The organism is Dietzia massiliensis (assembly GCF_018390595.1).
Lineage (GTDB): Bacteria > Actinomycetota > Actinomycetes > Mycobacteriales > Mycobacteriaceae > Dietzia > Dietzia massiliensis.
This window is the reverse complement of record NZ_JAHBAV010000268.1, coordinates 1-396: the sequence shown is the minus strand read 5'-3', so window position 1 is coordinate 396 and position 396 is coordinate 1. Positions and strand designations below refer to the sequence as shown.

The following is a 396-nucleotide window of genomic DNA, read 5'->3' as shown; positions in this document are numbered from 1 at the left end:
CCTCTGTGGGCAACACACCCGAAGCAACAAGCCAATACCCTCGCGCAGATTTCCCCTTATAAGTGAAGTCAAACGGGCACTTGATCGCCCTGGCAGCGCCCTTGACGGTGATCTCCTGGTACCCCTTGGGGTCGTAGCCCTGGAACGTCCCGCGGATCATGAATTCAAGCACGGACCATGCCAACGTAGGTTCGGTGTCGTCACTGTAATGACCCGCAATCTGCATGCCATGGGGGCCGTCAGTGAAATTCTTGGTGAAATTTTCATTCTCCGGTGGCTTCTCCACCCACTCCGTGGGATGGCTCACCGTGATGCGATCAACGGTTACTGATTCCCAACCCTCCTCCGAATCAGAGCAACCCACCAGCCCAACGCCAAGCATCAACCCGCCCACAC

General features: G+C 56.8%; 1 protein-coding gene. It reads right to left on the bottom strand.

Annotated elements, in window-relative coordinates:
- The coding region (locus KHA85_RS17160; RefSeq protein ID WP_213186712.1) for a hypothetical protein at positions 1-396 on the bottom strand (396 nt) is incomplete at both ends.